Annotated in this window: 17 protein-coding genes and 1 pseudogene; 8 read left to right on the top strand and 10 right to left on the bottom strand. The window is 73.5% G+C overall.

Going from position 1 to position 19,241, the window contains the following annotated elements:
- Positions 1 to 15 precede the first annotated feature (15 nt).
- The 3 genes from ASG70_RS08580 to ASG70_RS08570 form a co-directional block, all read right to left on the bottom strand.
- Positions 16 to 267 carry a hypothetical protein gene (locus tag ASG70_RS08580; RefSeq protein WP_056883429.1) on the bottom strand — a complete coding sequence of 84 codons (252 nt, stop codon included), beginning with the start codon at positions 265 to 267 and terminating at the stop codon, positions 16 to 18.
- A gap of 137 nt (positions 268 to 404) precedes the next feature.
- On the bottom strand, positions 405 to 2,573 hold the full coding sequence (locus ASG70_RS08575; RefSeq protein ID WP_056883428.1) for an ATP-dependent DNA helicase UvrD2: 2,169 nt from the start codon (positions 2,571 to 2,573) through the stop codon (positions 405 to 407).
- A 73-nt stretch (positions 2,574 to 2,646) separates the two neighbouring features.
- Positions 2,647 to 3,090 carry a PPOX class F420-dependent oxidoreductase gene (locus tag ASG70_RS08570; RefSeq protein WP_056883427.1) on the bottom strand — a complete coding sequence of 148 codons (444 nt, stop codon included), beginning with the start codon at positions 3,088 to 3,090 and terminating at the stop codon, positions 2,647 to 2,649.
- Between the two features lie 130 nt (positions 3,091 to 3,220).
- Between ASG70_RS08570 and ASG70_RS08565 the strand changes: the two genes are divergently transcribed.
- Positions 3,221 to 3,484, top strand: coding sequence for a glutaredoxin domain-containing protein (locus tag ASG70_RS08565; protein WP_056883426.1), 264 nt, complete (start codon positions 3,221 to 3,223; stop codon positions 3,482 to 3,484).
- Positions 3,485 to 3,540: 56 nt separating this feature from the next.
- On the opposite strand, the gene nudC is transcribed toward ASG70_RS08565, so the two are convergent.
- Positions 3,541 to 4,485 (bottom strand): NAD(+) diphosphatase, encoded by a 945-nt coding sequence (gene nudC / locus ASG70_RS08560; protein WP_056883425.1) that lies wholly within the window; start codon positions 4,483 to 4,485, stop codon positions 3,541 to 3,543.
- 41 nt (positions 4,486 to 4,526) lie between these two features.
- Here nudC and ASG70_RS08555 point away from each other — a divergent pair, with 41 nt between their 5' ends.
- Positions 4,527 to 5,927, top strand: coding sequence for a phosphotransferase (locus ASG70_RS08555; protein WP_082590358.1), 1,401 nt, complete (start codon positions 4,527 to 4,529; stop codon positions 5,925 to 5,927).
- Between the two features lie 66 nt (positions 5,928 to 5,993).
- Here ASG70_RS08555 and ASG70_RS08550 read toward each other — a convergent pair whose 3' ends face one another.
- Positions 5,994 to 6,449, bottom strand: coding sequence for a MarR family winged helix-turn-helix transcriptional regulator (locus ASG70_RS08550; protein ID WP_082590356.1), 456 nt, complete (start codon positions 6,447 to 6,449; stop codon positions 5,994 to 5,996).
- A gap of 76 nt (positions 6,450 to 6,525) precedes the next feature.
- Here ASG70_RS08550 and ASG70_RS08545 point away from each other — a divergent pair, with 76 nt between their 5' ends.
- On the top strand, positions 6,526 to 6,927 hold the full coding sequence (locus ASG70_RS08545) for a cupin domain-containing protein (protein WP_056883423.1): 402 nt from the start codon (positions 6,526 to 6,528) through the stop codon (positions 6,925 to 6,927).
- Between the two features lie 30 nt (positions 6,928 to 6,957).
- Here ASG70_RS08545 and ASG70_RS08540 read toward each other — a convergent pair whose 3' ends face one another.
- The 4 genes from ASG70_RS08540 to moeB are packed head-to-tail and all read right to left on the bottom strand — an operon-like array spanning position 6,958 to position 15,153.
- On the bottom strand, positions 6,958 to 10,407 hold the full coding sequence (locus tag ASG70_RS08540) for an ATP-dependent DNA helicase (RefSeq protein WP_056883422.1): 3,450 nt from the start codon (positions 10,405 to 10,407) through the stop codon (positions 6,958 to 6,960).
- On the bottom strand, positions 10,404 to 13,553 hold the full coding sequence (locus ASG70_RS08535; RefSeq protein WP_056883421.1) for an ATP-dependent DNA helicase: 3,150 nt from the start codon (positions 13,551 to 13,553) through the stop codon (positions 10,404 to 10,406). The genes ASG70_RS08540 and ASG70_RS08535 overlap by 4 nt, the downstream gene beginning before the upstream one ends.
- Before the next feature lie 52 nt (positions 13,554 to 13,605).
- Positions 13,606 to 13,953 (bottom strand): MGMT family protein, encoded by a 348-nt coding sequence (locus ASG70_RS08530; RefSeq protein WP_056883420.1) that lies wholly within the window; start codon positions 13,951 to 13,953, stop codon positions 13,606 to 13,608.
- Between the two features lie 3 nt (positions 13,954 to 13,956).
- Positions 13,957 to 15,153, bottom strand: a complete 1,197-nt coding sequence (gene moeB / locus ASG70_RS08525) for a molybdopterin-synthase adenylyltransferase MoeB (protein ID WP_056883419.1) — start codon at positions 15,151 to 15,153, stop codon at positions 13,957 to 13,959.
- Positions 15,154 to 15,229: 76 nt separating this feature from the next.
- On the opposite strand from moeB, the gene ASG70_RS08520 reads away from it, so the two are divergent.
- The 3 genes from ASG70_RS08520 to ASG70_RS08510 all read left to right on the top strand — a co-directional run bounded on the left by ASG70_RS08520 (position 15,230) and on the right by ASG70_RS08510 (position 16,713).
- Complete coding sequence (locus ASG70_RS08520; protein WP_056883418.1) at positions 15,230 to 15,886, top strand: TetR/AcrR family transcriptional regulator; 657 nt, start codon at positions 15,230 to 15,232, stop codon at positions 15,884 to 15,886.
- Positions 15,887 to 15,984: 98 nt separating this feature from the next.
- On the top strand, positions 15,985 to 16,206 hold the full coding sequence (locus ASG70_RS08515; RefSeq protein WP_056883417.1) for a DUF3107 domain-containing protein: 222 nt from the start codon (positions 15,985 to 15,987) through the stop codon (positions 16,204 to 16,206).
- 228 nt (positions 16,207 to 16,434) lie between these two features.
- Positions 16,435 to 16,713 carry a GlsB/YeaQ/YmgE family stress response membrane protein gene (locus ASG70_RS08510; RefSeq protein ID WP_056883416.1) on the top strand — a complete coding sequence of 93 codons (279 nt, stop codon included), beginning with the start codon at positions 16,435 to 16,437 and terminating at the stop codon, positions 16,711 to 16,713.
- A gap of 66 nt (positions 16,714 to 16,779) precedes the next feature.
- On the opposite strand, the gene ASG70_RS08505 is transcribed toward ASG70_RS08510, so the two are convergent.
- Positions 16,780 to 17,472, bottom strand: a complete 693-nt coding sequence (locus tag ASG70_RS08505) for a ferritin-like fold-containing protein (protein WP_056883415.1) — start codon at positions 17,470 to 17,472, stop codon at positions 16,780 to 16,782.
- Between the two features lie 207 nt (positions 17,473 to 17,679).
- On the opposite strand from ASG70_RS08505, the pseudogene ASG70_RS19915 reads away from it, so the two are divergent.
- Positions 17,680 to 18,247: pseudogene (locus ASG70_RS19915) on the top strand (DEAD/DEAH box helicase); the annotation flags it as partial.
- A gap of 1 nt (position 18,248) precedes the next feature.
- A partial coding sequence (locus tag ASG70_RS19910; protein ID WP_235531410.1) for a C-terminal helicase domain-containing protein occupies positions 18,249 to 19,182 on the top strand: 934 nt, incomplete at its 5' end.
- Positions 19,183 to 19,241 lie beyond the last annotated feature (59 nt).

The following is a 19,241-nucleotide window of genomic DNA, read 5'->3' as shown; positions in this document are numbered from 1 at the left end:
CTGCTGGCTGGTGGCCTAGACAGGTGGCTCTCCGAAGGGACGGAACGCGAGATCCTTGACGGTGGTGCCGTTGCCGGCGCCGAAGCCGTCGACGTCGGACGTCGGGAGCTGGGCATCGGCGATGGCGCGGACGGCGATGGAGGCGGACACAGCGGTCCCCTGGGCGACCGGCCCACGGCCTGCGAGGACGACACGGGCGACCTCGGGGCACACGGAACGGACGCGGGACATGTGCGTCGCGTCGATCGTCATCGTGATGTTCTCCATGGGGTCACCCTCCTTCGCGGTGTCGTTCGGGCCCGGTCGGTGTTCCCACCGGGCGTGCTCGTCAAGGGTAGAGCAGCGTCCGAGGGGCCAGCAACGCATTTAACGAGAAATTCGGCAGAGAATTCTGCCGCCGGCGGTCAGTCTTCGGAATCTGTTGCAGCCGAACGAGTTCCGAGAACTTCTTCTACAGAGGAACCGCCGATCAGGGCGAGGACCTGCGCGCCGTACAGACCCAGCTTGCGGGCCCCGACACCGGAGATCTGCGCCAGCTGGCCCTCGGAGGAGGGCTCCCGCTCGGCGATGGCGGTGAGCGTGGCGTCGGTGAACACGACGTAGGCGGGCACGCTCGTCGCGCGGGCGACGGCCAGGCGCCACTCGCGGAGCCGGTCGAACACGGCCTCGGAGTAGGTGGGAGGGCAGTCGTCGCAGCGACCGGTCTTGCGCTGGGCCGCCGTCGTCAGCTCGGTGCCGCACGAGCGGCAGTGGGCAGGCAGCACGGGCTTCCCGGGCTTGCCCGCGGCGCCGCGCCGGCCGGAGCTGTTCTTGGGCTGGGACCGCGCGCCCTCACCGAGGATGCTCGAGGCGCCGTCGAGGAACCTCGACGGGCGACGGCTGGCCCGGGCGCCGGGCGTGCGGGCACCAGCCCACGACAGCCGCAGCTCGCGGCGGGCGCGGGTCACCCCGACGTAGGCGAGCCGGCGCTCCTCCTCGATCGCCTCGGGGGTGTCGGCCATGGTGATCGGCAGGTAGCCGTCGGACACCCCGGCCAGGAACACCACGTCCCACTCCAGGCCCTTGGCGGCGTGCAGCGAGGCGAGCGTGACACCCTGCACCGCCGGCGCGTGCTGGGCGGCGGCGCGTTCGTCGAGCTCTCGCACGAAGTCCGGCAGCCGAGCCTCCGGTGAGGCGGCGACGAGGTCGTCGGCCAGGGCGGCGAGCGCGGCGAGCGACTCCCAGCGCTCGCGGGCCGCCCCACCGGCGTTGGGCGCCTCCCGGGTCCACCCGGCGCCGAGGAGGACGTCCCGGACGAGGTCCGGGAGCGGGATCGACCCGTCGTCGGACCGCGCCGCGCCGCGCACCAGCAGGATCGCGTCGCGGACCTCCCGACGGGCGAAGAACCGCTCGCCACCGCGCACCAGGTAGGGGATGTCCCGCTCGGCCAGCGCCGCCTCGAAGGCCTCGGACTGGCCGTTGGTGCGGAACAGGACCGCCATGTCGCCCGGGGAGACGCCCTTGGCCACCCGGTCGGCGATCTCGCCCGCCACGGCGGCGGCCTCGGCCGGGTCGTCCGGGTGGGCGGTCAGCGAGGGGGTCGGGCCGTCGGCCGCCTGCGCCCGCAGGGTGACGGCGTTGCTGCGCATCGCGCCGGAGGGCCCGCGGACCACGAGGTTGGCGAGCCCCACGATCTGCGGTGTCGAGCGGTAGTTGCGCACCAGCCGTACGACCTGCGCCTTGGGGTGCGTGGCCGGGAACTCCAACAGGTGGCGGGGGCTCGCGCCGGTGAACGAGTAGATGGTCTGCGCGGGGTCGCCGACGACGCACAGGTCGGGGCGCTCACCCACCCACAGCTCGAGCAGCCGCTGCTGCAGCGTGTTGACGTCCTGGTACTCGTCGACGACGAAGTGCCGGTACTGCGCCCGCACGGCCCGCGCGATGTCCTCCCGCTCGGAGAGGATGCCGACGGTCAGGAGCAGCACGTCCTCGAAGTCGATGACCCCGCGCTGGGTCTTGACCTGCTCGTAGGCCTCGAGCACGCGGGCCATGGCCGTGGCGTCGAGGCCCGGCGGCTCACGGCGGGCGGCACGGGCGCCGGCGGCATACGTCTCCGGGGTGAGCATCGAGACCTTGGCCCACTCGACCTCGGCGGCGAGGTCGCGGATGGCGGTGCGGTCGCGAGCCAGGTCGAGGCGCAGCGACGCAGCCGCCTGGGCGACGGCCGCCGCCTTGTGCGGCATGACCTCGAGCGCGGCACCCCCGATGGCCTGCGGCCAGAAGTAGTGGAGCTGGCGCAGCGCGGCCGCGTGGAAGGTGCGCGCCTGCACCCCTCCCACCCCGAGGTCGCGCAGGCGGGTGCGCATCTCGCCGGCAGCGCGGGCGGTGAAGGTGACCGCCAGCACGCGCTGGGGCTGGTAGGCGCCGGAGTGGACCCCGTAGGCGATCCGGTGGGTGATGGCCCGGGTCTTGCCGGTGCCCGCCCCGGCGAGCACGCACATCGGCCCCAGGGGGTGGGCGGCCACCTCACGCTGCTCGGGGTCGAGGGCGGTGAGGATCTCGTCGGCGCTGGGCGTCGCAGGTGCAGGGGACATCGCCCGCGATCCTGTCAGACCCCGCTGACGGCGGCGTACGCGTGTCCCCAGCCCGGTCCGGCCCACGCGCCGGTCACTGCACCAGGCCGTAGACCTTGTGCACGTGGACCCGCAGGATGCGCCGGTGGTCGGCCACCATCGCCCGGCGGTAGTCGTCCCAGTCCGGGTGGTCCTCCCCGCGGATGGCCCGGTAGAGCTCGACGAGCTCCCCCACCGTGGGGTCGTCCTCCGCCCGCGCGACTTGCGACAGCTCGGCATCGCCCTCGAGCACGGTGTAGGACCAGCCGTCGGGCGAGGTGACGAGCAGGGACGCGCGCGGGTCGCGCTGCAGGTTCGCGACCTTGGCCCGGCCGTCGACGACCGACACCCTCGCCGTCGCCGTGTCGCCCTCGAGCGCGAGCGCGTAGTTGACCATGGACAGCTGGGGCCGGCCGTCGCGCTTGAGGGCAGCCAGGGCGGCGAGGTTGCGGGAGGCGGCGAGTCGCAGGAGCGCTGGGTCGAGGCGGGTTTCGGGCATGGGACATCATGGTCACCGACGTCACACCGGCGCAGGGGAAGACCGCGGCCCCCGTCGACGTTGACGACCGTGGCCCCACGACGGGGCCCGTACGACGATCCCGACCCCTCGAGAGAGCGAGTGCTGCCCGATGTCGACCCTGAAGGCCCCGGCCCCCGGTTCCGTGACCATGTTCACCACCTCGTGGTGCGGGTACTGCAACCGCCTCAAGGCGCAGATGGGCCGCGAGGGCATCGCGTTCACCGAGGTGAACATCGAGGACGAGGCCGACGCGGTGAAGTTCGTGATGGACGTCAACGGCGGCAACCAGACCGTCCCCACGCTGCTGTTCCCCGACGGCACCGCCGCGACGAACCCCTCGATCAACGAGGTCAAGAAGCGCCTCGCCTCCTGACCCGCTGGACAGCCCTCAGCCGCCCCACCCGTCCGGGTCCGGGCGGCTGAGCGCTGTCACGGGCGGTCGAGCTCGTGGCCCAGCCAGTGCTCCAGCAGGCGCCGCGAGATCGACAGCCGACCCGACATCGCGAGCCGGCCGTCCTCGACCGCGGCCAGGAGCTCCTCACGGGTGAACCAGCGGGCCTCCGCGATCTCCGAGTCCTGAAGGGCCAGGTCGACGCCCAGGGCCCGGGCCGTGAACCCCACCATCAGTGACGTCGGGAACGGCCACGGCTGGTCGCCGAGGTACTCCACGTCGGTGACCTCCAGGCCCACCTCCTCGCGGACCTCCCGGGCGACCGCGACGGGCAGGCTCTCCCCGGGCTCGAGGAACCCGGCGAGGACGGAGAACCTGCCCTCGCCCCAGCCCGCGCCACGGGCCAGCAGCAGCCGGTCGTCCTGGTCGACGACGGACATGATCACGGCAACGTCGGTGCGCGGGTAGTGCTCGCTGCCCTCGGCGGTGCAACGGCGTAGCCAGCCGCCGTGGGCCGGCTCGGTGGGGGCGCCGCAGCGCGGGCAGAACGGGTGCGCGCGGTGCCAGTTGGCCAGCGCGAGGGACGTCGTGAAGAGGGTGGCGTCGAGCGCCTCGAGGTGGGCACCGACCTGCCGCAGGGTACGCAGCCCGCCCCCCTCCACGCCGTGGGAGCCGTCCGGCCGTTCGTGATCCTCCGGGGGTGGGTCGAGCACCACGGCGACGTGGGCGGCGTCGTGGTCGTCGACGCCGAGGAAGAGTCCGAGCCGGTCGATGTCGCCGGCCTGCGGGGCCCGCAGCGACAACCGCGCGAGGCCTTCCTCCTCGCGGACCTCGACCCGGTCGCCGTGCAGCTCCAGGACGCGGGTCGTCGGCGTCGCGAGCAGGTCCGCCAGCAGACCGGGGTCGCTGCGGAGCTCGGCCGAGCGGTCGAGCCCTGGCTGGGCGAACGGCAGATTCGGGAGAGTTTTGGCGAAGGAGCCCACGCCTCCACCCTAGGTGCGCCCTCTCGGCATACGGTGGGCGCGTGGAACGCACCCCCCTCTTCCTCGCCGCACTGGCCAGCGCCGCCGTGCCGGGCCTGGACCCCGCGAGCGTCGAGGCACTGCCGGGGACCCCCGACCACCAGTACGACGTCGCGTTCGTCCAGGACACCCAGCACCGCCGGTGGGTGGTCCGGGTGCCGCGCAGCCAGGCTGCCGCGGCGCAGATGGAGTCCACCTTCGGGCTGCTCGGCCTCCTCGCGCGCCGGCTGCCGTTCAGCGTCCCCACGCCCAAGGGCTTCGCGCCGCTGAAGGAGGGCGGACGGGCCGCGATCTACCCCTTCCTGCCCGGCCAGAACATCGACTTCTCGGCCCTGCCCCCGGGCCCCGGCCTCGCCGCCGAGCTCGGACGCGCCATCGCCGCGCTGCACAACGCCGACCACGGGCTCTTCGAGGAGGCAGGGCTTCCGGCGTACGACGCCGACACCTACCGCACGCGCCGGCTCACCGAGCTCGACCGGGCGGCCGCCACGGGGCACGTGCCGACGGGCCTGCTCGCCCGGTGGGAGAAGCAGCTCGAGGACGTGGCCCTGTGGCGGTTCGCGCCCACCCCGACGCACGGCGACCTCACCGGCGACCAGGTGCTCGTGGTCTTCGAGGACGACCAGGACGCCTCCACCGGCCGCGTCAAGGCCTTCACCGGGTGGGAGGACGCCAAGGTCGCCGACCCGGCAGACGACTTCTCCGCCCTGGCGACCCAGGCGTCCGAGCCCGCGCTCGAGACGCTCATGGAGGCCTACGCCCACGCGCGCTCCGAACGCCCCGACCCCCACCTGCTGACCCGCGCCCGGCTCGTCGCCGAGATGCGGGTCCTGTCGGCACTGCTGGCAGCGGTCGGCAGCGCCGACCGCCTGCTCGTCGAGCGCCACGCGGCCGCGCTGCGCCGGCTCGAGGACGAGGTGCACGAGCGGGAGGAGGCGGCCCACGACTACCGGCGGGCCGGGACCACCCCTGCGCGCCGCCCCGGGCCTGTCGTGGTCCCGCCGGACGTCGTCGAGGACACCGAGGACGAGGAGGACGAGGACGTCGCGGTGATGTTCGCCCCCACGGTCAACGAGGACGAGGCTGCCGACTACCTCGACCAGGCGGCGGACGAGGACGAGCGTCGCGACGACGGCGACGAGTCCCCCGCTGACCCCGAGGACCACGAGGACGAACGGGAGCAGGAAGAGCCTGAGGGCCAGGAGCACCTCCTCCACGATCCCGCGCAGGACGACCACGACGAGCACCCCGTGCCTGAGCCGTATGACGACTCCACCACCGAGATCCCGGTCGCGTCACCGCCGGCGACCCCACGGCCACCCGCCTCCGCGGCCCCGGTGCAGTTCGACGACGACGACGAGGACCCGGGCCCGGAGTTCGAGCCGGGCTACTCGCGCCCCTAGCCGCCGGCGCCTCCCCTGCGCCTCCCCCGTGCTTCCTTCGGGGCTGGCCCGGACCGCCTGCGCAGCTCAGGTCCAGTCGGACAAGTCGGTGGGGCCACGACCACCGGCGGCGACCACCGACAGGGTGGCCAGGGTGGCGTCGACGCCGGCGTCCCCCACGTCCTCGCGCCACCTGGCCAGTTCCGCGCGGAAGGCCGACGCTGACAGCCTCAGCATGCGACGACCTGCAGGCGTGGGGACGAGCAGCTTCTGACGAGCGTCCCGCTCGACGGGCTCGCGCCGCAGGAGGCCCATCTCCTCGAGCGTCGACGCGGTCTTCGCGGCCGCCTGCTTCGAGACCCCGAGCCGCTCACCCAGCTCGACGCTCGTGCAGCCGGCCCCGATCGCCTGCATCGCGAACCCGTGCGTGGCCCGGACACCGGGGAACCCGTCATCGGCCAGCTGCGCGTGCACGGCGTCGACGAGGTTCCGGAACGCCGACATCAGCAGGAACGGCATTGCCAGGTCGTCCACTGGGTCCATACCCCCACCCTAGGCCTTGTCGACAACCTGGTTGACCGTATATGGTCAACCAGGTTGTCCATCTGAGGAGGAAGTCATGGAAGAAGTGGAAAAGAGGGAAGGGCGACACCGTCCCCGCTCCGAGGCCCGGGTCTTCGACCTGCACGGCGTCAGGTTCAGCTCGTTGGTGTCCAGCGCCAGCGGCGCCAGGAGCATCGCTGCCTGGCGAGCCGACTTTGCGCCGCACACCCCCGGACGGCCCCACACCATGACGGAGGAGGAGGTCCTGCACGTCCTCGCCGGTGAGCTCGACGTCGAGGTCGACCGCGAGCACTTCACCGCCCAGACCGGGGACGCCGTCCTCGTGCCGGCCGGGGCGGTGCTCACCGTCGGCAACAGCGCGGACGAACCAGCCTGCGCCTGGGTCACGTCCCTGGTGGGGATGAAGGCGTCGATGCAGCCGGGCGGCGAGGAGCTCGCGCCGCCCTGGGCGCAGTAGCGTCCCTGGTCGCGCTGTCCTGCTCGCGCCCTAGTCCGGTACCGCCGCGAGGAGCTGGGCGATGTGCGTGTCGTCAGGCAGCTCGGGGAAAACGGTCTCCCCCGAGCCCGCGTAGTAGAACGCGGCATCGACGTCCTCGAGGTCCAGGCCGCGCAGGCGGGCGAAGGCGACGCGGTAGGCAGCCAGCTGCAGTGCGCGCGCCCGGGCCACCTCCCCCGACGGCTTGGCCCCGGTCTTCCAGTCCACGACCGTGAAGCCACCGCCGGGGCGCGGGAACACCGCGTCGATGCGTCCGCGCACCGCGATGCCGTCGATCACGGTCTCCACCGCGATCTCGATCTCGGCCGGGGTGCGGGAGGCCCACTCGCTGGCGAGGAAGTGCTCCTTCATCACCGGCAGCTCGGCATCGTCTGCCGGGTCGTCGTCGGCGCTGCCGGGCAGGTCGAGGATGTCGACCATGGCCGCCTTCGCGAAGTGCTGCTCGACCCACGCGTGGAACGCGGTGCCTCGCCGGGCCGCGAGTGCGGGGGGCTCGGGCATCGGTCGACGGAGCGCCGACGCGAACCGCTCGGGGTCCTGCGCCAGCGACACCACCGCCGACGCCGACAGGTGGCGCGGCAGCAGGACGGCGACGTCGCCACGGGTCGCGAGCCGGCGCCGTTCCTCGAGCAGCAGGTCGAGCTCCTCGAGGACCGAGAGCCGTTCCCCCCGCAGCGGCAGCAGCCCCTGCTCGAGGGGGCCGTCGCCCCGTGACGTGCGCTGGTCGTAGTCCTCGATCGCCTGCTGCACCGCCATGGCGCCGTCGGCGAGGGCCGTCCTGCGCTCGGCCAGCGGGTCCGCCGGCCACTGCACCGAGACGACCTCCGCCGCGGCGGGGTTCTCCGCGCGCTCGGGCTCGAGCGGGTCGGGCATGTCGGCCCACTCCAGGACCTGCACGGAGAGGTCCTCACCCGCGAGGGCCTCGAGGAGGAAGCGCGAGGTCACCTTCGGTGTCTTCCCGTCGGTCCAGACCGGGGCCGTGAGCAGCATGTCGGTCTTCGCGCGGGTGAACGCGACGTAGGCGAGGCGCCGCTCCTCGGCGACTGCGTGCTCGCCCCCGGCGTGCAGGAACTCCTCGACCCGGCCGTCGATGTCTTTCCAGTCCTCGGCCGCACGCCAGTCCAGGACGGGCAGGCCGTGGGCGTCGCCGCGCAAGGCGTAGGGGATGCCGCCGTCCTGCAGGCCCGCGACCCAGCCGCGGGCCTTCGGCGTGGGCACGGCCCACTCGTCGTCGACGACCCGGCTGACCGCCGACGACAGGGCCGGGAACGACCCTTCCACGAGGCCGGGAACCGCCACGGCGTCCCACTCCAGGCCCTTGGCCGCATGGACGGTGAGCACCTGGACGGCATCGGTGGAGGCCTCGATGTAGCCCTTGTCGAGCCCGCGCTCCTCCTTGAGGGCAGCGGCGAGCCAGGCGAGGAAGCCCCCGAGGTTGGGACGGTCGGCGCTGACGGTGAAGCTCGCGGCGACGTCGGCGAAGGCGTCGAGGTGTGCGCGGGCGGCCGTCGGGGTGTAGCCCTCCCGAGCGAGGACCTCGATGTCGAGGCCGAGCACGCGCTCGGCCTCCCCGACGAGGTCGGCGAGGGGAAGGCTGCTCAGCGACCTGAGTCGGCGGATCGCATGCTGCAGACCCGCGAGCCGGCCGAGGGCGACGTCGCTGACCCTCTGGCCGTCGCGGCCGAGCCACCCCGAGGGCGGCAGGTCGTCGACGGCCTCGACGATGCTGACCCGGTCGGTGCTGTCCGGCGCCTGGTCGACCGGTTCGACCGTGGCGCCGCCCCCACCGGGGCCGGACTCCGTCGCGCCGCCGGTCGCCCTCGTCGCGTCGCCGGCCCCGTTGGCGGATTCGTCTCCTGCGGCACGACGGGCGGCGCTGATGCGCAGGTCCTGCTGGTGACGGGCCCAGGCCATCAGCCCGTCGAGGTCGGCAGCGCCGAGGCGGCACAGCGGACCGGTGAGCAGGCGCATGAGCTGGTCACCACGCGTCGGGTCGTGCACGACGTGCAGCAGTGAGGTGATGTCCTCCACCTCGGGGGTGAGCAGGAGGCCGCCGAGGCCCACGACCTCGTAGGGAACTCCCTCAGCCTCGAGGGCGTCGATCACGAGCGCGAACTGCGACCGCTTGCGGCACAGCACCGCGGCGGACTTCGCGCCTTGGGTGCGCCGGTCCCGCAGCCAGGTCGCGACGAGGGCGGCCTCCTGGGCGGCGGTGAGCACCCGGGCGGCGCTGACGCGGCCGGGACCGGACCCGGGGCGGGCCGACAGCTCCTCCACCGGGACGGCGGAGTCGGCGCGCAGCGACCCGGCCACGGCGTTGGCGACGTCGAGCACGGCTTCGTCGTTGCGCCAGCTCGTCGACAGCGGCTTGACCGGCGCCGGCGCGCCGGTCGCACCACCGTCGCGGAACACCTCGCGGAAGGCGCTGAGCGTGGTGGCACTGGCGCCGCGCCACCCGTAGATCGACTGGTGCGGGTCGCCGACCGCGGTCACGGGGACCGGCTCTCCCTCGGCGACGAACAGCGACCTCAGCAGCTCGAGCTGCGCCGCCGAGGTGTCCTGGAACTCGTCGAGCAGGACAGCCCCGAAACGCTGCCGCTCGATGGCGCCGATGTCCGGGAAGGTCATGGCCAGCCGGGCCGCGAGCGCCATCTGGTCGGAGAAGTCCATCGCGTCGCGCTGTCGCTTGAGGTCGAGGTAGCGCTCCACCATGGGCAGCACCCCCGCCCGGGCGCGCAGGGCGTCGCGCATCTTCCTGGCCTCGCCAGGCAGGTCCTTGGCGCGGCTGGTCCCCGGCGGCAGCGCAGCCAGGGAGGCGAGGACCTCCTCGAGGTGCTCGCGGACCTGGGCCGGGGTGACCAGGTGCTCGGCCATCTCGCCGGCGAGGTCGACGACGGCGGCGGTGACGGTCGACTCGGCGTTGGGCACGTGCTCCATCGGCCCGTCGTAGGCGGACACCACCTCCGAGGCGTACTGCCAGGCGGCGGCCTCGGACAGCAGCCGCGACTCCGACTCGTAGCCGAGCCGCAGGGCGTGCTCGCGGACCAGGCGACCTGCGTACGAGTGGTAGGTGGACACCGTCGGGGTGCCGCCGAGCACCTCGGCGCCGGTCTCCTCGTCGTCGGTGCGGGGGTGCCACACGTCACGCGACTGCAGCAGGCGCAGGCGGGCACCGATGCGCTCGGACAGCTCGGTGGCCGCCTTGCGGGTGAAGGTGAGGCCGAGGACCTGGTCGGGCTCGACGAGGCCGTTGGCCACGAGCCAGACGACGCGACCGGTCATCGTCTCGGTCTTGCCGGACCCGGCACCGGCGACCACGAGCAGGGGCGACAACGGCGCCTCGATGACGGCGACCTGCTGGGGCGTCGGCTCGGGCTGGCCCAGAGCCGCGGCGACCTCCTGGGCCGAGAGCCTGGCGCGCGGCTGTCCGTCGGTGCTCACAGCACCCTCCCCTCGGGCTGCACGGGGCAGGAGCTGCGCACCTGGCACTGCGTGCACCACTCACCCACCGTCGCGTGGAACGTCGACCCGGCCATGCCCTCGGCCGTCGCACCCACCAGCTCGGCGGCCCACTGCGGGTCCTCGTCCTCCCCCAGCGGCGGCTGGGTCTGCAGCGTGGTCTTCACCAGGGCGCTCTTGCCCACCTGCAGCAGGGCCGCCCCGGCGGTGGTCGTCCCGTGCTCGGGGAACGCGCCCTGCTCCACCCCGAGCTGGTAGGCGCCGAGCTGGGGGTGACGGGCCAGCTCGTCGGTGCGTGGCTTGCTGCTGCCGGTCTTGTAGTCGACGACCCGCAGGCCCTGGCCGTCGGGCGTCCGCTCCAGGCGGTCGACCTGGCCCGTGAGGACCGCGCGCCCCAGGACGACACGCAGGTCCAGCTCCGCTCCAAGCCGGGTCCAGCCGGCCGCCTCCGCCTCACGGAAGTAGCGGCCGAGCCGGCGCACCATGTCGTGCGCCTCGTGGCGCTTGCGGTCCGAGACCCAGCCCGACGCGAGCCCGAGGCGACCCCAGCGGGCGTCCACCTCCGCGACCATCCGCTCGGCGTCGGCGTCGCCGAGGTCGTGGGCGATGGCGTGCACCAGCGTGCCGATGTCGGCGGCCCCGACGGAGGGGCCGTCGCCGCCGACCGAGCTGAAGAGCCAGCGCAGCCCACACTTGCCGAACGCCTCGACCTTGCTCGGCGAGACCCGCACCTGCTGGTCGTCGGTGCGCAGTGGCCGGTCGTCGGACACCGACCGCATGACCCACCACTCACCGGGGTCGGCGCCGGGGACGCGCTCGTGGGTGAGGCGTGCCAGCGCGGCGACGGCGGTGTCGCGCTCGGCGGGGTCGGGGTCGAGGAGCTGGCGCCGCAGCTGGCCTACCAGGGTGGGGAGGGTCATGGTGCGGGCCACGTCGGCGAACGGTCGATCGCCTTGCTCCGCAATGGTTTCCGGGTCGACGACGTCGAGGTAGACCGAGGGCTGCTCGTCGTCGCTGCGGACCGCGGTGACGAGGACACGTTCGCTGGCGCGGGTGAGCGCGACGAGGAAGAGCCGGGTCTCGTCGTAGCGCACTGCTGCCTGCGCCGCCCGGAAGGTGGTCGACCGCCCGGACACGACGTCGACGAGGTGCTCGGAGCCCAGCAGCGAGCCGCGCAGCCTCAGGTCGGGCCACACCCCCTCCTGCACACCGGCGACGACGACGAACTGCCACTCCCGACCTGCCGCCGCCTGCGGGGTGGTGATGGTGACGGACTCACCGACCGGCGAGCGGGCGACGAGGGTGTCGCCCGGGATGTCCTGGCTGCCGATGTGGGTGAGGAACTCCTCGGGGCCGGCCTGGGGCAGCCGGTCGACGAACTTCGCTGCGGCGTCGAAGAGCCCGACGACGGCATCGAGGTCGCGGTCGGCGCGGGCCGAGGCCTGGCCGCCCGCGAGGGCGGCTGCCTGCCACTCCCGCGCCAGCCCGGTGGCCGACCACATCTCCCACAGCACCGACTCGGCGCTGACGCCCGTGGCCCACCGCCATGAGGCGCCCTCCACACCGCCCTTGGCGGCGCTGACCCCTGCGGCGATGGTGCGCGCGACCCGGCGCGCCGGGTTGGCCTCGGGCCCCAGCTCGACCAGCGCACCGGGGATGCACAGGGCCTCGGCGAGGAGCTCGTCGCTGGTGCGCCCACCGCCACCCTCGAGCTCGCGGCGCCGCAGCGCCCGACGCAGCCGGCGCAGGCCCACTGCGTCGGCGCCGCCCACCGGTGAGAGCAGCGCGTCGACGGCGACCTCGGGGGTGAGCGCGTCCTCGAGGCCCCGCGCCAGGTCGAGCACCACGCCCAGCAGGGCGAGCAGGGGCCGGACCGCCACCTCGTCGCGCACCGGCAGGTCGGTGGCCGACCCGGCGACGGGGACACCGGACGCCATGAGCACGCGGCGCAGCGTCGAGGTGCGTCCCTGGCCGCGCACGACGACGGCCATCTGCGACCACGGCACGCCGTGTCGCAGGTGGGCCTCGCGCAGCTCGGCGGCCACGCAGCTGGCCTCCTGGCTCACCGCCCGCAGCAGCCGCACCTCCACCTGGCCGCCGGGGCGGGCGGCGGTTGCCGCGCGCTGCGCCCCGCCCCCGAGCGCCCCGATCTTGGGCGCCACGCGACCGGCTGCCTCGTGGACCGCCGCAGGCAGGCGGTGGGCGGTGGGCAGCACCAGCGTGGGCCCGGTGCCCAGCTCGGTCCAGCCGTCGGCGAGGTATCGAGGGTCGGCGCCCCGGAAGGTCTGGACCGCGCTGTCGGGGTCGCCGAGGAGGACGAGGTCGATGCCCGGCGCCAGCACGGTCCGCAGGAGCCGCGCGGCCGCCGACGTGAGCTCCTGGGCGTCGTCGACCACGACGAGCCGCAGCCCGTCGCGCAGCCGGGCCAGGGCGTCGGGGTCCTCGACCAGCAGGTCGGCCGCGGCACCCAGGATCCACGCCGGGTCGTAGGCACCGGGCGCCGAGAGGGCGGTCACCTCGTCGTACTCGGCGAGGACGGACGCGGCGGCCACCCACTCCGGGCGGTCGCGCTCGCGTCCCCAGCGGGCGAGGTCGTGCGGCTCGAGGTCGAGCTCCACCGCGCGCATGAGCAGGTCGCGCAGCTCGTGCCGGAACCCGCGGGTGCCGAGGGCGGCGTGGACGCGCTCGGGCCACAGCGGCGCCTTCGTGTCGCCGGCCGCGTGCCCGGCGAGCAGCTCGCGAAGGATGACGTCCTGCTCGGGCCCGCTGAGCAGTCGTGGCGCGGGGTCGCCACGCAGCGCCGCGGCCTGCCGCAGGATGCCGAACCCGAAGGCCTGGTGGGTGCGGGCCAGCGGCTCGGTCGAGGTCCGCCCGAGCCGGGCCGTCACGCGCTCGCGCAAGGTCCCTGCCCCGACGCGCGACGACGTGAGGACCAGGCACTGGTCGGGCGTCGCCTCGCCGGCTGCGACCCTGGCCACGACGGCCTCGACGGCGGTGGTGGTCTTGCCGGTGCCGGGGCCCCCGAGCACACGCAGGACGCCGCCCCGGTGGTCGACGGCCTGCCGCTGCACGTCGTCGAGCGCGGGCGCGTCGACGACGAGGCTCGGGGCACGGCGCAGGGTCAGCACGGTCCTGATTCCATCACCTCGCGCCGACACCGCGCCGACACGTCCCGGCGCGTCACGCGCTGGGGCGCTGGGCGTCCTTCCAGCGGGCCACCGACAGGTCCACCCGCCTGCCGTCCAAGGCGCCACCCACCAGGGGGGTCCCCTCGGACCGGTAGTGCGCGAGCGCCTCGTCCTCCAGCCCCTGCGGGAAGTACCCCCCGGAGCGCAGCACGCGCCACCACGGCACGTCCGACCCGTACCGCGCCATCACCGAACCGACCCCGCGCGCGCCTCCGCGCCCGAGCACCTCGGCGATGTCGCCGTACGTCATGACCATGCCCTCCGGGATCTGGTCGACGACCTCGAGGACGTCGTCGGCGAACTCGCTGGGCGGGCCGAAGCCCGTGGCGTCGGTGACCACTGCTCAGTACACGGGCAGGCTCGGGTCGACGTCGCGCACCCACGCGAGCACCCCGCCGGTGAGGTTGCGGACGTCGTCGCGGCCCTGCGCCGCCAGCAGGCCGGCCGCCTCGGCGGACCGCACGCCGGACTTGCAGAGCACCACGACGGGTACGCCGCGCGGCAGCTCCTGCTCGGCGGTGCCAGCCCGGAAGGCGTCGAGGTGGACTGCTCGCGACCCGGGCACCGACACGATGTCGCGCTCCCCCGGCTCGCGGACGTCGACCAGCTCGAACTCGGCCTCCCCCCGCTCCCGCTCGGCGAGCAGCTGCGCCAGCTCGGTCGCCGACACCTCGGCGAAACCCGGGGTCTCCACGACCCCGGCCGCTGCTCCCCCGATCCCGCAGAAGTCGTCGTAGTCGACCAGCCCGGTGACCGTGGGCGACTCGCCGCACACCGGGCAGTCGGGGTCGGCGCGCACCCGGAGCGTGTCCCAGGTCTGGCGCAGGGAGTCGTGCACCAGCAGCCGCCCCACGAGCGGCTCGCCCCGCCCGACGACGAGCTTGACCGCCTCGGCCACCTGCACCGACCCGATCGACGCGCACAGCACGCCGAGCACCCCGCCGGTCGCGCAGGACGGCACGGCGTCCGGCGGCGGCGGGTCGGGGAACACGCAGCGGTAGCAGGGCCCGTGCCCGGCGAACCACACCGACACCTGGCCGTCGAACCGGTAGATGGACCCCCACACGTGCGGCAGGCCCAGCAGGACACAGGCGTCGTTGACGAGGTATCGGGTCGCGAAGTTGTCGGCGCCGTCGAGGACCACGTCGTAGTCGGCCAGGACCTGCAGGGCGTTGTCGGCGGTGAGCCGCAGGTCGTGGCGCACGACGGTCACGAGCGGGTTGACCGCGGCGACGCTCTCGGCGGCCGACTCCGTCTTGGGGCGCCCCACGTCGGCGACGCCGTGGACGACCTGCCGCTGGAGGTTGGAGGCGTCGACGACGTCGTCGTCGACGATGCCGATGGTGCCGACGCCGGCAGCGGCGAGGTAGAGCAGCGCGGGCGAGCCCAGGCCGCCGGCGCCCACGACGAGGACGCGCGCGTTGGACAGGCGTCGCTGGCCCTCGACCCCGATGTCGGGCAGCAGGATGTGCCGGGCGTAGCGGGCCTTCTGCTCGACCGTGAGCTCGGGCCCGGGAGCGACCAGCGGTGGGATCCCCATGTGACTCACGTTACCCGTGCGTACGATGTCACCGACACCTCCGCCTTGCGGTGGGCCAGCCACGAGAGAGGGACGCATGTCGCTTCGCGCCGAGACCGGCACCGACACGGCCAGGGGCCAGCGGATGCCGCGCTCCGCCCGCCGGGCGCAGCTGCTCGAGGCCGCGCAGGCGGCGTTCGTGGAGTCGGGCTACCACGCCGCCGCCATGGACGACATCGCCGACCGTGCGGGTGTGTCCAAACCCGTGCTCTACCAGCACTTCCCGGGCAAGCTCGAGCTCTACCTGGCCCTGCTCGACAAGCACAGCGAGGGACTCGAGCTCCTCGTGCGGGAGGCGCTGGCCTCGACCCACGAGAACAAGGACCGCGTCTACGCGACCATCAGCGCCTACTTCGACTTCGTCTCACGCGACGGCGCGGCGTTCCGGCTCATCTTCGAGTCCGACCTCACCAACGAGTCCGCTGTCCGCAACCGCCTCGACGCCGTCGGCCTGGTCTGCGCCGAGGCGGTGGCCGAGGTCATCGCCGAGGACACCAACCTCCCCGAGGAGGACGCCTCCCTGCTGGGCATGGCGCTGACCGGCCTCGCGCAGGTCAGCGCCCGCCACTGGCTCGCCCAGGGCTCCGACATCCCGAAGGACGAGGCCGCCCGCCTCGTCGGCACCCTCGCGTGGCGCGGCCTCGGCTCGTTCCCCAAGGTGGGCGGGGAAGGTTCCACCGAGGCGGCTCGTTAGCCTTGTCGACAGCAGCGCGCGGCCGGGTACGGCGCGTGCGCACCTCATCGCCGGGCGCCGCACCGCGGCCGGTCACCCCAGAACAGGAAGGCACCACCGTGGAGGTCAGGATCGGCGTGCAGAACGTCTCCCGCGAGGTCGTCATCGAGTCGAACCAGACCGCGGCCGAGGTCGAGGCGGCGGTGAGCGCCTCGCTCGGCGAGGGCGCCGTCCTGCGCCTCACCGACGACAAGGGCCGGCAGGTCCTCGTCCCCGCAGCCTCGGTCGGCTACGTCCAGATCGGCGAGTCCGAGAAGCGCGGCGTCGGCTTCGGCGTCTGAGGTCCCGAGGGCGGGGCGAGCAGGGTCCGGCCGGCCGCCCCGCACCGGGAGCTCCCTTATCGCAGGGCGCTGACCTGCGCAAACGCGCTAGGATCGTTCCCGAGCCGTGACCTCGACACTCCCTCGTCCAACGTGCGTCACCCGGCCTGAGCGTGTTGAGTACTCCGGTGAGGGCCGCACCGCGGCCTCGACAACAGCACAGCTCATCACGTGCAGAAGGAGTGAACGATGATTGGAACGATCATCGGGGCCATCATCGCTGGCCTCATCATTGGAGCCTTGGCGCGACTGGTGCTTCCCGGCAAGCAGAACATCTCGGTGCTGGTCACCATCATCCTCGGGATCCTCGGTTCCCTCGTGGGGTCGTGGCTCGTCTACCAGCTCGGCTACAACAACTCGAACGGCGGGTTCAAGATCATCCCGTTCCTGGCCGGCGTCGTGCTGGCAGCCGTCTTCATCGTGATCTACGAGCGCATGACCGGTCGCCGGGGCGCGACCCACGTCTGACCTCAGCCTGACAGCCGAGAGGCCCGGTCCTGGTGGACCGGGCCTCTCGCGCGTCCGGGGACGGGCTCAGGCAGCGAGGCCGAGGCGCCCCATACGACGCGTGTGCTCGTCGGTGAGCCGGGCGAACATGCGCCCCAGCTCGGCCAGGTCGGCACTCGGCCGCTGCTGGCCGCCCACACCACCCACGAGCAGGGACGCGAGCGCGTCGCGCTCGACGGCCACCTGCTGCGCCTGCGACAGGGCCTCACCCACGAGGCGGCGACCCCACAGCGCGAGGCGCCCGGCGATGCGGGGGTCGGTGCGGATCGCCTCGCGCACCACCTTGACCACGAAGTCCGCCTGCCCCACGTCCTGCATGGCCGAGTTGACGAGGTCACGGGTGGAGGGGTCCACGTAGGCGGCCACCTCGCGGTAGAAGTCGGTGGCGATGCCGTCGCCCACGTAGGCCTTGACGAGCCCCTCGAGCCAGGTGCTGGGCCGGGTGCGCTCGTGGAAGGCGTCGACGGCGGGGATGAACGGCGCCATGGCCGTCTCCGGCGCCACGCCCATGGCCTCCAGCCGGGCGACGATCATCTCGTAGTGGCGGAACTCGGCCACGGCGAGCCCCGCGACGGCGGCCTTGAGCGGCTGGGTGGGGGAGAGCTCGGAGTCGCCGGCGAGGCGCGTGAAGGCGGTGAGCTCGCCGTACGCGAGTGCGCCCAGCAGGTCAGCCACCGCCTCGCGGTACTGCGGGTCGGCGAGCCAGTCGTCCTGCGTCATGGTCGTCACCCTAACGGCGCTGGGTGCGGTCGATGCGGGCGAAACCGGACCACGGCGGTAGTCTGGGCCTCGTCAAAGGTGCCCGGTCGGCACGAATCAGCCGCGGAGACCCTCCGCGCCCCGCTCGACGAGCATTGACGAAGACCTCCGATCGGCCCGCTGCGCGTCGGCCTCCCACGCAGGGAGCGCCCCGATCGAGAGAACTCCATGACCGAGACCACGACGGACGCTGCTGCGCCCGCAACCCCCAGCTTCGCCGACTTCGACGTCCACCCCGACATTGTCGCGTCGCTCACCGACGCCGGCATCACCTCCCCCTTCCCCATCCAGGCGATGACCCTGCCCGTGGCGCTGTCCGGCCACGACATCATCGGCCAGGCCAAGACCGGTACGGGCAAGACGCTGGGCTTCGGCGTCCCCATGCTCAACCGCACCGTCGCGCGCGGCGACGCCGCCTGGGAGGGCATGCCCCACGCCGGCAAGCCGCAGGCCCTGGCCGTCGCCCCCACGCGTGAGCTCGCCGTCCAGGTGGCCGGCGACCTCGAGCGAGCCGGCAAGCGCCGTGGCATCCGCGTCCTCACCGTCTACGGCGGCCGGGCCTACGAGCCGCAGATCGACGCGCTCAAGGCCGGCGTGGAGATCGTCGTCGGCACGCCGGGTCGCCTCATCGACCTCGCGAAGCAGGGCCACCTCGACCTGTCCCACGTGAAGTCGGTCGTGCTCGACGAGGCCGACGAGATGCTGGACCTCGGCTTCCTGCCCGACGTGGAGAAGCNCGTGGCCCTCGCCCGCCGCTACATGAGCCAGCCCACGCACATCCGGGCGATGGGCGACGACCAGGAGAACGCCCACACCGTCAAGGCGGTCGAGCAGTTCGTCTACCGCGCGCACGCCATGGACAAGGTCGAGATGCTCGCCCGCATGCTCCAGGCGGAGGGGCGTGGCCTGACGATCATCTTCAGCCGCACCAAGCGCACGGCCGCGAAGGTCGCCGACGAGCTCGTCGACCGTGGGTTCGCCGCCGCGGCCATCCACGGCGACCTCGGCCAGGGGGCCCGCGAACAGGCGCTCCGGGCGTTCCGCAACGGCAAGGTCGACATCCTCGTCGCGACCGACGTGGCGGCCCGCGGCATCGACGTCGACAACGTCACGCACGTCATCAACTACCAGTGCCCCGAGGACGAGAAGACCTACCTGCACCGCATCGGCCGCACCGCGCGTGCCGGCAACACGGGCATCGCGGTCACCTTCGTCGACTGGGACGACATGCCGCGTTGGGGCCTGATCAACAAGACCCTCGACCTCGGCATCCCCGAGCCCGAGGAGACCTACTCCTCCTCCGACCACCTCTACGAGCAGCTCGACATCCCGCGCACGGCCAAGGGGCGCCTGCCCAGGTCGGAGCAGAAGCTGGCCGGGCTCGACGCCGAGGTGCTCGAGGACCTCGGCGAGACCGGCAAGTCCAGCGGGCGTCGTCCCGCCGGTGGCGGCCGCTCAGGCCGTGACGGTGGTCGTGACGGGGGCCGTGGTGGTCGTGACGGTGGTCGTGACAGTGGTCGTGACAGTGGCCGCGACGGCGGCCGTGGCGAGCGCCGCCCCGACTCGGCCCCCCAGGACGGCGACGCGGCGAGCAAGCCCCGACGCAACCGCAACCGTCGCCGCACCCGTGGTGGCGCGGGCGACTCCAGCCCGGCTGCCCAGGAGGGCTGACCCTCCCCCGGCGCGCCTGCCCGGCCCAGCGCCCTTCACCGGCCACCGCGGACTCCTGT

It is taken from the genome of Phycicoccus sp. Soil748 (assembly GCF_001428025.1).
GTDB lineage: Bacteria > Actinomycetota > Actinomycetes > Actinomycetales > Dermatophilaceae > Pedococcus.
This window is presented reverse-complemented; position numbering and strand designations above follow the sequence as displayed.

What these genes read in the sequence shown, in the direction of transcription:
- ASG70_RS08580 (WP_056883429.1), bottom strand. Translation starts at nt 267, where the DNA reads ATGGAGAACATCACGATGACGATCGACGCGACGCACATGTCCCGCGTC.
- ASG70_RS08575 (WP_056883428.1), bottom strand. Translation starts at nt 2,573, where the DNA reads ATGTCCCCTGCACCTGCGACGCCCAGCGCCGACGAGATCCTCACCGCC.
- ASG70_RS08570 (WP_056883427.1), bottom strand. Translation starts at nt 3,090, where the DNA reads ATGCCCGAAACCCGCCTCGACCCAGCGCTCCTGCGACTCGCCGCCTCC.
- ASG70_RS08565 (WP_056883426.1), top strand. Translation starts at nt 3,221, where the DNA reads ATGTCGACCCTGAAGGCCCCGGCCCCCGGTTCCGTGACCATGTTCACC.
- ASG70_RS08550 (WP_082590356.1), bottom strand. Translation starts at nt 6,449, where the DNA reads ATGGACCCAGTGGACGACCTGGCAATGCCGTTCCTGCTGATGTCGGCG.
- ASG70_RS08545 (WP_056883423.1), top strand. Translation starts at nt 6,526, where the DNA reads ATGGAAGAAGTGGAAAAGAGGGAAGGGCGACACCGTCCCCGCTCCGAG.
- moeB (WP_056883419.1), bottom strand. Translation starts at nt 15,153, where the DNA reads ATGGGGATCCCACCGCTGGTCGCTCCCGGGCCCGAGCTCACGGTCGAG.
- ASG70_RS08520 (WP_056883418.1), top strand. Translation starts at nt 15,230, where the DNA reads ATGTCGCTTCGCGCCGAGACCGGCACCGACACGGCCAGGGGCCAGCGG.
- ASG70_RS08510 (WP_056883416.1), top strand. Translation starts at nt 16,435, where the DNA reads ATGATTGGAACGATCATCGGGGCCATCATCGCTGGCCTCATCATTGGA.
- ASG70_RS08505 (WP_056883415.1), bottom strand. Translation starts at nt 17,472, where the DNA reads ATGACGCAGGACGACTGGCTCGCCGACCCGCAGTACCGCGAGGCGGTG.